Genomic DNA, 10,829 nt, shown 5'->3' on the forward strand with positions numbered 1-10,829 from the left:
GCGGCTCCGGGTGAAGAGTGGTGAAGAGTGGTGAAGAGTGGCGTAAACTCTTCACCCGTGCAAGTTTCTAAGCTACAGATATTTATGTCCTTTTGGTGAAGGGTGAAGGGTATTTTTGAAAGTGGCTTACTATTCCGAAGTGAGCTATATGGTGGGCTTCAGCAGTCCTAGCTATTTCACAAAATGTTTCCAGAAGCAGTTTGGCATGAAACCTGCCGAATTTGCTGAAATGGGATAAACAGGAATGGGATAAAAAAAGAAAAAGAGAACATTGCAAAACGCGATGTTCTCTTTTTTGTTTTTATTCTTTTTAATCAGATTATTTTTTTTAGAATCAGATTATTTCTTGGTGGCTCTGATGAAGAAGCCGATGAGGCAGATGTAGGCGATGAGTGAGCAAACCTCAGACATTGGGTTCGCCCACCAGCTTTCTGCGATGCTGGCCTCTACGCCGCCAAACTTCAGCAGGGCGCTGACCACACCCATCAAGGCTCCACCGGCGATGAAACCGCTGGCGATGAGCGTACCCTTCTCGCCCCGCTCCGCATTCACCTTGGCATCCTTGCTGCGTGAAGTAACATACCAGTTGATGGCGCCACCTACCAGCAGCGGAACGTTCAGCTCCAATGGAATAAACATACCCAGGGCAAAAGCCAGGGCTGGAATCTTGAAGTAAGTGAGCACGATGGCAATCACGGCTCCGATGCCGTAGAGAATCCAAGGTGCACCCACACCATTCATCAGCGGGTCGATGACCGCAGCCATCGCATTCGCCTGAGGAGCAGCCAGAGAGCCGGAAGCGAATCCGTAGGTCTCGTTGAGCAGCATCATCACGCCGCCTACGGTAGCAGCACTCACCAGGGTACCGAGGAACTTCCATCCCTCCTGCTTCTTAGGAGTAGTACCCAGCCAGTAACCAATCTTCAGGTCGGTAATGAACGAACCTGCCACAGAGAGGGCTGTACAAACCACACCGCCCATAATCAGGGCTGCAAGCATTCCGCCTGGGCCTCTCAAACCTACAGCCACCATCACCACAGAGGCGAAGATGAGCGTCATCAGGGTCATTCCCGATACAGGGTTGGAACCCACGATGGCGATGGCATTGGCTGCCACGGTGGTGAAGAGGAAGGCGATGGCTGCCACCAGCAGGATGGCGATGACGGCGAAGAGCAGGTTGCCATCCATCACACCAAACCAGAAGAAGAGGAAGGTGATGAGGATAGTGACGAGCGATCCGATGGCGATAATCTTGAAAGAGATGTCGCGCTGGGTGCGCTTCACGTTCTCATCCACATCGCTCTTGCCCTTCAGCTCCTTGGTGGCAAGTCCTACGGCGCTCTTGATGATGCCCCAGCTCTTGATGATGCCGATGATTCCTGCCATGGCGATACCGCCGATACCGATGCTGCGGGCGTAGGCACGGAAGATTTCCTCCGGACTCATGGCTCCCACAGTCTTCACTATGCTGGGATCCCAGGCGCTGAGCACGCTGTCGTGGAAGATGACGCTCATGCCTGGCACAATCAGCCACCATACCACGAGCGAACCCAGGCAGGTGAAGAAGGCGTATTTCAATCCGATGATGTAACCCAATCCCAATACGGCTGCACCTGTGTTCACCTTGAACACGAGCTTCGCCTTGTCGGCAAGGTCGCATCCCAGACTTACCACACGAGAGGTGAAGTTCTCGTTCCACCATCCCAGACTGGCTACGATGAAATCGTAAAGACCACCCACCAGTCCGGCGATGAGCAGGGGCTTAGCCTGGTCGCCTCCCTTGGCTCCGCTCACCAGCACCTGCGTGGTGGCTGTAGCTTCAGGGAACGGATATTTTCCGTGCATGTCGCTTACGAAGTACTTGCGGAAAGGAATGAGGAACAGAATTCCCAAGACTCCTCCCAGGGCAGAAGCCATGAATATCTTCATAAACGAAGTAGTCATTTCCGGATATTTAGCCTGCAGAATGTAGATGGCTGGCAGGGTGAAGATGGCTCCTGCCACCACGGCACCCGAGCAGGCTCCGATGCTCTGGATGATGACGTTCTCGCCCAGCGCCTTGCTTCGCTTGGTGGCGGTACTTACGCCCACGGCGATGATGGCGATAGGGATGGCTGCCTCGAACACCTGACCCACCTTCAAGCCCAGATAGGCTGCGGCGGCAGAGAAAATGACCGCCATCACGATACCCCATGTTACCGACCAGCCGTTTACCTCAGGATAAACCTTGTCGGGCGACATCAGCGGCTTGTATTCCTCCCCGTCCTTGAGTTCGCGAAATGCGTTCTCGGGGAGCTGCAAATTATCTTTTTCTTCCATTATTTTTCGATTCTGATGATGTATTCACTCATGAAGCTGGCACCTGGCTGCAGGCTGTTCATCATGTACTTATCCTTGAATTCGCCGGTGTATTCTGCCCAGTCGCAGGTACCGAACCAAGGTTCGATGCAGACGAATGGAGCGTGGTTGCCCGGATTCCAGACACCTACGGCTGGAGTCTTGAACTCTACGGTTACGTGTGGCTCGCCCTTTTCGTTGAGCAGGGAAATCTGCTTTACCTGACTCTTGTCGAAGATGTAGGCATCGTCTGCGAATGATTCGTCTGTTACCTCCAGGATACCGTTGTCGGTCTGAACAGTCTCGCGTGCGTTAGGGTCGATGCAGCCTCCGATGGTAGCGAAGAGACGGGTAGGAGCCTCGTTGTCGAGCTTGAGGAATGCCTTCAGCTTCTCTCCCTTCTTGCAGCCTGGTACCTTGAATGCAGGGTGACCGCCAATCTGGAAGTAGATTACCTTGTCATCGGTATTCTCAACGTGCCAGATAACGTGGAGTTCGTTGCCGGCAAGGCGATAGGAAACGGCGAGGTTGAAGTGGTAAGGATAGTTCTCGAAGGTCTCCTCGTTGTCGATGAGGGCGAAGGTAAGGCGATCGCCGGTCTTGCCAACGAGCTTGAAATCTACGAGTTTGCCGAAGCCGTGACGTGGCAGGGTGTATTCCTTGTCGCCGATGCGGTAAACGCCCTTCCACAATCCGCCTACGATAGGGAAGAGGAGAGGAGACTGGCCGCCCCAGAATTCCTTGTCGCCATCCCAGAGATATTCGTTACCATCAGCATCCTTGATGCTCTTGAGCTCTGCTCCGTGCGCTGAAATTTCAACGGTGAGCTGATCGTTTTTAATTTGTTCCATAGTTACAAATGTTTATTGTTTAGTATCATATTGATTTCTGCTTTGTTACATAATCTTTGCAAAGATACGATTTATTTTGATAAAGAGCAAGAATCGGGCTGATTTTCTCAAAGATGGCAAGAGATTTATACGATTTTGTTAGTTTATCTCGAAAAAATGCAGTACTTTTGCAGCTCGAAATAAATTATCAGAATAGATTCTCGAAACAAATTCTCAGAATAGATTCTCGATATTGATTCTCAGAATAGATTCTCGAAAGAAATGATATTATATAATAAGGTATAAGAAAAAACTTAGTAAAATAAAAAAAGCATTTTTAGTTCAATGACAAGCAGTAATAAAGTTAAGGGCTTTGCGGCGGGTGTTGTAGCCGCCGTGTGTTATGGTACCAATCCTTTGGGTACGTTGGAACTTTATGGGGATGGATTCAATTCCAGTTCGGTACTCATCTACCGCTATCTCCTGGCTGTGGTGATGTTTGCCGTGGTGATGCTGTTCCGCAAGGAGAGTTTCAAGGTAAAGTGGGGACACTTGATCCGACTCGCTACGCTGGGTTGCATGTTCTCTCTTTCTTCTGCCACGCTCTATGTGAGTTTCCACTACATGGCGGCAGGTATTGCCAGCACCATCCTCTTTGTCTATCCGATTATGACGGCGATTCTGATGACGGTATTCTTCCATGAGAAGGTGACGTGGTCAACTACCCTGGCTATCCTCCTGGCTGTATCGGGTGTGGGCTTGCTCTATCAGGGCGATGGAAACGACAAGTTGAGCACGGCTGGTTTTGCGCTGGTGATGTGTTCTTCCCTGCTCTATGCGCTCTACATCATCTCCGTGAACCAATGGAAGAATCCGGGAATGTCGAACATCAAGTTCACCTTTTACATCCTGTTGTTCGGACTCATCACGATGTTCGTCTATTCGTTTATCGCAGGCGAGAAGATTCAGATGCTGCAGACTCCTATGCATTGGCTCTATGCTGCCCAGCTGGCGTTGTTGCCAACGGTACTGTCGCTCTTCTTCATGACGATTTCCATCAATCTCATCGGCAGTACTCCTGCTGCCATCATGGGAGCGTTGGAGCCTGTAACGGCAGTTATCATCGGCGTCTGTATCTTCGGCGAGAGTTTCTCCTTCCAGCTTGCCATCGGCATCCTTGCTATCCTGGCTGGTGTAACCATCATTATCGCCCGAAAGAAATAATGCATTCTCTTAAACAAAGAAATAATGCATTCTCAATTTTAAAGAGCAAGAACTTTTATTAGAAATAAAAAAATGAAGGCTGCCTCCGCAATCAAGTCGGAGACAGCCTTTTTAGATTGAATTACAATCTTCCCTTTATTTTATTCTTTCTATCCTTTCCCGATTCTATCTCAGAATATCCTTCAGCGCAAAATTGGCGAGGATGCTGGTGCTCTGGCTCAGCATACGGATGAACTCCTGCGCCGAGTTCTTCATGTACGCATCCTTCAGGATGTGGATGCAGCCATCCATCTCGTTGTCGGCAGCATCAATCGGAATCGCTCTCATGCCTTTCTCCAGGATGGTGGTGGATTCTGAAAGAACCGTTACCAGGTTGCTGCGATGCAAGAGGTCGAAGATGATGTTCACATTATTCACCTCTACCATGATCTTGAAGTCGAGATCCTTGCCCTCTATCAGGTAATCGAAGGCGTTGCGGGCCTGCAGCCCCTTGCATGGAAGGATGAGGTCGTAGCGCTCCAGCTCTGAGAGCCTGATGGATGAAAGTCGTGCCAGGGGATGGTTCTCGTTCACGATTGCCGCCAGACGGTTGCTGAAGATGGCACGGCTGTCAATCGCCTTGTCTGTCTTGATTGGCTTGAAGGCAAGCACAAGGTCGAGCTCACGCTTCTTCAATCCATCCATCAGCTCCTGCATCGAACGGTACTGGATGTTCAGCTTCACGTGAGGATAAGTATGGAGGAAGGCGATGAGCGTTTCTGCCATGATGTTGCTGAAGGAGTAGGTGACGCCGATGTTCAGTTCGCCCGTAAGCATCTCCTTCAGGTCGTTCATGTGGTCAACGCAAGCCATGGTGCAGTTTACGGCATTCTGGGCATAGGGAAGAAGCTCCTTTCCCGCCTCTGTGAGATAAACCTCGTGCGAGTTACGTTCGAAGAGCGGCAAGCCTATTTCCTGTTCCAGATGCGAAATCTGCTGCGAGAGGGTACTCTGCGTGATGTAGAGCTTGCGCGATGCCTCTGAGAAATTGAGCGTCTCGGCTACCTTCAGAAAATATTTGAGTTGTCGTATTTCCATTTTCCTTTTTTCACTAGTCTTATAATTACGCGTGCAAAGATAAAACTTTTATTTTAATTAGCCCTGCTTTCGGGCAAAATAATCCGATAAATCCTGTAATCTGTGAGAGATGAAAAACAATCTTACTTGATTTCCACCTCGTGCAGATCCACGAATTCGCCATTCTTCTTCTTTCTCTCCACCAGCATGTTGAGGAGTCGGCGCTTGCGGTTGTCGGCGATGAAGCGGCGGAAGAATACATTTGGAATGGCAACACCCAGGGCGATGCAGATGATGGCGAGCGAAGCCTTGATCAGGTTGTTCATACCCACGGTTACCTCGCCTACCACGCCGTGCATGTCGATGAAGGCAAACAGGGCACGATACATCAGTACTCCAGGTACCATTGGGATGACGCTAGGAATGGTGATGCACTGGTGAGGGGTGTGGAACCAGTGGCGTGCCTTGATGACGATGACGCTGATGAGCGCAGAACCGGCAAGCGAACCGATGCTCAAGCCCATGTCGAGACCGATGTTGCCGTTGGATGGACCCAGGTTGACGAAGTTGCGGAAGCAAACGGCGATGATGCCGCCCACAGCCACAACTGGCAACAGGCGTCTAGGAATGCTGAAGATGGTAGAGAAGCCCATCGCCGATACGGCTGCCGCGATGGCGAACTCCCAGTATTCGTGGTGAGGAGTCATGGTGAGATCCGTCACGAAGTTGTCGATGTGGCAAACCTGGATGGCAAAGGCAATACCGAATGCCATGGCAAAGAGCATCAGCAGGGTGTTGAGGGCGCGAACCATTCCCACCTCTATGTAGCCGTCGAGCATGTCGCTCACGAAGTTGATCAGCGGAACTCCCGGCACGATGAAGAGGGCGCACGCCATCAACGGGTGCCAAGGGGTATCTGAATGCAGGAAGCCCGGAAGGGCGGCTGCGATGGATGGGTTGAGCGAAAGGAACGAAGTGAGCCACGCAATCAGCGTTGCCACGAATGCCGAAATTCCGATGGCTACATAGTTGTTGCAGCCCTTGGTAGGCAGGAACATTCTCAGGCGGAAGCCCAGGATGGCTGCCAGGGAACAGAAGAAGAATGCTGGCCAGTCGCAACCGAACTGGATGCAGAATCCGCCGCAGGCAAATCCGCCGCCTATAGCCACCTGCCATGGGGTGAAGCTGCGTGGAGTGGCCTTGATGTCGTTCAGGGCCTGCTCATACTGTTCGAGCGAATAGTTTTCCTTGATGGCTGTCCAGGTGAGCTTGCTTACCATCGAAATGGAGGTAAGGTTGATGCCGTGCTTCTCGCAGCGCTGGAATTTGGAGAAGGAGTGCGCCTCGTCGCTATAGTTCACCATCAGCACATTCCAGTTGATGTAGAGGTGCATGTAGCGTTCGTCGAGTCCGAGGAAAGCTGCTGCACGCTTCATCGTTCGCATGATGCGCGATGTGTCGGCAGCACTCTCCATAAGGATGCTGCCGGTGCGTAACAACAAGTCGAGTTTTCTTCTCAGTTCTGTTTCTGCTATTTCCTTGCAGTTGCAGTTGTCAATACCTTTTTCTGCGCAGTCGCAGGTCTTCATGTTTTTTTCTTCCATATATTTAATTTATCCGAATACGAAAATGATAATCTGAATAGTTACGATTCTGAGGAACATGGCAAATGGATAAACATTCGCATAGCCCACAGATGGTGCATCTGCCGAAGTCTGCTCACGCACGTAAGCCAGGGCAGATGGGTTGGTGTTGGCGCCTGCCAATACTCCGAGCAATGTGTAATAGTTGATGTGGAACACGTATCTTCCGATGATGCCGCCTATGATGATTGGAATCATGGTGATGGCAACGCCGTAGAGAATCCAGGTCATTCCGCTTTCTGATGCCACGGTCTGGATAAACTGTTCGCCGGTGCCCAGTCCCACGCAAGCCAGGAAGATGCAGATGCCTATTTCGCGGAGCATCAGGTTGGCCGAGATGGTGTTGTAGGTCACGAGGTTGTACTTCGGACCGAAATAACCTATCAGGATGGCTACTACCAGAGGACCGCCGGTCAAACCGAGACGCAGGTTCTCGTTGATGCCTGGGATGAAGAATGGGATGTTTGCCACGATGCAACCCAGCATGATGCCCAGGAAGATAGGAATCAGGTTAGGGTAGTTGAGGCGTTTCATCTGGTTACCCAAAACCTTCTCGGTATGAGCGATGGCAAGCTCGGTACCCACCACGGTAACACGGTCGCCCAACTGCAGCTTCAGCTGTGGAGTGGCAATCAGATCCACGCCATTGCGGTTAACACGGGTAATGTTGGCGCCGAGGTTTGAACGAATCTGCAACTGGCTGATGCTCTTGCCGTTGATGCCTGGCTTGGTGATGCGGATGCGGCGGGTAATCAGGTCTTCGCCAAACTTCTCATCGCTCACCTGCACCTTCTTGCCGAGCAGGGCAATGACAGGCTCCACTACGGTAGGGTTGGCAACAATCTGCAGAATATCGCCCTCGTTAATCCGGGTCTGGCCATTCACCACCTCATCGTGCTTATCGCTATCTTTGCGGATAATCTTGGAAACCATGAAGTCGCGCTTCAAGATTTCTCTCATCTGCTTAATGGTGTCGCCGAATACCATCTGGTTGGTCACCTGCACGGAGAAGGTGTTCAGGGTCATCGCCTCCAGGTGTCCCATACCGCGCTTGGCAGCAGCTTCCTCCTCGCTCTTGTTGATACGCAGCGCATACCTTAATATAATAAAGGAGAGGATAACGCCGAGCACACCCATAGGGTAGGCGATGGCGTAGCCGGCTGCGATGGATGGAGCGTCGATGTGGCGCAGGTCGCTGAATGCCTGCTGGGCAGCTCCGAGTCCAGGGGTGTTGGTAACGGCACCCGAGAGAATACCTGCCATAGAAGTGATGGATGTTCCCGAGAACGAGAATATGGCGAGGGTGGTGATGATGCTCAACGCTACCACGATGATGCTGAGCAGGTTGAGGCTCTTGCCGCCGTTCTTGAACGAAGCGAAGAAACCTGGTCCTACCTCCAGACCGATGGAATAGACGAAGAGAATCAATCCGAACTCCTTGAGGAAGTGGAGCAGATGCTCATCGAGATTGAGAGAGAAGTGACCGAAGATGAGGCCGATGAAAAGAATCCAAGCCAATCCCAGGGAAACTCCCTTTACTCTCAACTTTCCTAAACTCAAACCCAGGGTGATGACCAACGCCAGGATCAGCACGGAGTGGGCTACTCCGCCTCCCCATAGGTCAGGGAAGCCATAAAACAGATTTTTTAAGATATCCATGTTCTTATATTAAACTATGTTATTGATTTTTACTATAACCGCATTTCGCTGAATTTCGATTGCAAAGGTATGGATAAAATCGAAAGCAAAAAAGAATTGATGTTGGAATAAGCCGATTTCTGCTATCGAGAATTTCGATAGTGAAAGGAGCGGATAAAGGGGAGAATGTAGTGCAAGAGAAAACATTTAGGCGAAATATGAGATTTTTCGGCATAAGATGGCGGCTTTTCGCAGAATTTGTTGTAACTTTGCCTTCACAAATGAATAATAGCGAATAGACAATGGATAATAACAATAAGATGATAACGGATACTCCAAGAGAGAAGGAACTGGAGACCAGAGACGAGCTCTTCCTTGCCGAGGTAAAGGACAAGCGGGTGGCCGTGCTGCTTTCGGGCGGCGTGGATAGTTCGGTAGTGGTGTGGGAGTTTGCCCGACTGGGCCTGCACCCTGACTGCTTCTATATCAAGATAGGACCGGAAGAAAAGGAGGAATGGGACTGCTCTTCAGAGGAAGACCTGGAGATGGCTACTGCCGTGGCACGCAAGTATGGCTGCAAGCTGCAGGTAATTGACTGCCATCAGGAATACTGGAACGAGGTGACTCGCTACACCATGGATAAGGTGAAGGCTGGATTCACCCCGAACCCTGATGTGATGTGCAACAGGCTCATCAAGTTTGGTGCCTTCGATGAGAAGATGGGCCACAACTACGACCTCATCGCCACAGGTCATTATGCGCAGACCGAAACGGATGAAAACGGCGATAAATGGCTCGTTACGAGTCCTGACCCCGTGAAGGATCAGACCGATTTTCTGGCTCAGATAGAAAGTTGGCAATTACGAAAAGCGATTTTCCCTATCGGTCATCACATCAAGAATGAAATTCGTGAGATAGCAGAAGAGGAACATCTCGTTAATGCCAAGCGCAAGGATAGTCAAGGAATTTGCTTCCTGGGACAGATTAACTATAACGATTACATCCGCCGGTACCTGGGCGAGAAACCGGGCGACGTGATAGAGATGGAGACGGGCAAGCGAATCGGCACCCACAAGGGCTTGTGGTTCCATACCATCGGCCAGCGCAAGGGGCTGGGCTTCGGCGGCGGACCTTGGTTCGTAATCAAGAAGGATGTGGAGAAGAACATTCTCTACGTGAGTCACGGCTACGACCCTCAGACGGCGTACAAGAAGGATTTCCCGCTTCAGGATTTCCATTTCCTCACCCGCGAGGTGGCGATGCAGAAGGTAACGTTCAAGATTCGCCATACGCCGGAGTATCATCCAGCCACTATCGAAAAACTCGAAGATGGCCGCTGGATGATACATTCAGAAGAGGCAATCCACGGCGTGGCTCCCGGCCAGTTCTGCGTGGTGTATGATGAGAATCATCATCGCTGCTATGGTTCGGGGGAGATTACTGTATAAATCTTATTCTTCTACGATGCTTTCCAGCAATCCCTGGCAGGCATCTTCCAGGAGCGTGATTACCAGCTCGAAGTCGCTGTAGTCGCCGTAGTATGGATCGGGCACGGTGGTGTATTCACGATGGTGGGTCAGAAAATCAGCCATGCGCACCACCTTGTCCTTGTCTGCCTGGCAGGAAGCCATGGAGGTGATGGCGCGGTAGTTCTCGTTGTCCATTACTACGATGGTTTCGAATCTCTGGAAATCGGATTTCTGGAACTGTCGGGCGTGACTGTTGAAATTGTAGCCATGCTCGGCTCCGCATTTTCTCATGCGGCTGTCGGGCAGCTGACCTACGTGCCAGTTTCCGATTCCTGCAGAATCGATTTCAAACTTATCCTGCAACCCTGCTTTTTCTACCAGGCTCTTCATGATGCCCTCTCCGGCAGGCGAGCGGCAGATGTTGCCGAGGCAGATAAATAATACGGTATGTTTACCTTTCTTTGTCATTCTTCTGATATTTATTAGATGTTTGTCAATATTTGCAAGTAAGCTCCATATGCTCAGAAAGTATGCTCCATCCCTTGCAAGTAAGCTCCACACGCCCTGAAAGGGCAGAAGCTCCTAGCCCAGGGCAACGCCCTAGGTTGTTCGGTGTTATAAACATACGCCCT

The 10,829-nt window shown here is 50.8% G+C and carries 8 protein-coding genes and 1 pseudogene; 3 read left to right on the top strand and 6 right to left on the bottom strand.

The genetic code is table 11. The annotated features are described in order from the left end of the window. Nucleotides 1-133 precede the first annotated feature (133 nt). Nucleotides 134-238: pseudogene (locus CFT61_RS15910) on the top strand (helix-turn-helix domain-containing protein); the annotation flags it as partial. A 101-nt stretch (nt 239-339) separates the two neighbouring features. Here CFT61_RS15910 and CFT61_RS15915 read toward each other — a convergent pair. Together CFT61_RS15915 and CFT61_RS15920 are read right to left on the bottom strand one after the other, a co-directional pair. After that, on the bottom strand, nt 340-2,319 hold the full coding sequence (locus CFT61_RS15915) for an OPT family oligopeptide transporter (RefSeq protein WP_089545378.1): 1,980 nt from the start codon (nt 2,317-2,319) through the stop codon (nt 340-342). Beyond that, the gene (locus CFT61_RS15920) at nt 2,319-3,188 is read right to left on the bottom strand and encodes an aldose 1-epimerase family protein (protein ID WP_089545379.1); all 870 of its coding nucleotides are present in this window, start codon (nt 3,186-3,188) and stop codon (nt 2,319-2,321) included. Before CFT61_RS15920 ends, CFT61_RS15915 begins: the two co-directional genes overlap by 1 nt. Before the next feature lie 324 nt (nt 3,189-3,512). Here CFT61_RS15920 and CFT61_RS15925 point away from each other — a divergent pair, with 324 nt between their 5' ends. Then, a complete protein-coding gene (locus CFT61_RS15925; RefSeq protein ID WP_089545380.1) occupies nt 3,513-4,391 on the top strand; it encodes a DMT family transporter in 879 nt (292 codons plus the stop codon). Nucleotides 4,392-4,556: 165 nt separating this feature from the next. On the opposite strand, the gene CFT61_RS15930 is transcribed toward CFT61_RS15925, so the two are convergent. The 3 genes from CFT61_RS15930 to CFT61_RS15940 all read right to left on the bottom strand — a co-directional run bounded on the left by CFT61_RS15930 (nt 4,557) and on the right by CFT61_RS15940 (nt 8,749). Next, nucleotides 4,557-5,468, bottom strand: coding sequence for a LysR family transcriptional regulator (locus CFT61_RS15930; protein WP_089545381.1), 912 nt, complete (start codon nt 5,466-5,468; stop codon nt 4,557-4,559). Between the two features lie 122 nt (nt 5,469-5,590). Next, on the bottom strand, nt 5,591-7,051 hold the full coding sequence (locus CFT61_RS15935) for a threonine/serine ThrE exporter family protein (protein ID WP_176425641.1): 1,461 nt from the start codon (nt 7,049-7,051) through the stop codon (nt 5,591-5,593). A gap of 9 nt (nt 7,052-7,060) precedes the next feature. Further along, nucleotides 7,061-8,749: a putative transporter gene (locus CFT61_RS15940; RefSeq protein ID WP_089545382.1), complete on the bottom strand. Its 1,689-nt coding sequence runs from the start codon at nt 8,747-8,749 to the stop codon at nt 7,061-7,063. 299 nt (nt 8,750-9,048) lie between these two features. Here CFT61_RS15940 and mnmA point away from each other — a divergent pair, with 299 nt between their 5' ends. After that, the gene (mnmA, locus tag CFT61_RS15945; RefSeq protein WP_089545385.1) at nt 9,049-10,176 is read left to right on the top strand and encodes a tRNA 2-thiouridine(34) synthase MnmA; all 1,128 of its coding nucleotides are present in this window, start codon (nt 9,049-9,051) and stop codon (nt 10,174-10,176) included. Between the two features lie 3 nt (nt 10,177-10,179). On the opposite strand, the gene CFT61_RS15950 is transcribed toward mnmA, so the two are convergent. Beyond that, nucleotides 10,180-10,665, bottom strand: coding sequence for a low molecular weight protein-tyrosine-phosphatase (locus CFT61_RS15950; RefSeq protein ID WP_089545383.1), 486 nt, complete (start codon nt 10,663-10,665; stop codon nt 10,180-10,182). Nucleotides 10,666-10,829: the final 164 nt, after the last annotated feature.

Source organism: Segatella copri (genome assembly GCF_002224675.1).
Lineage (GTDB): Bacteria > Bacteroidota > Bacteroidia > Bacteroidales > Bacteroidaceae > Prevotella > Prevotella copri_U.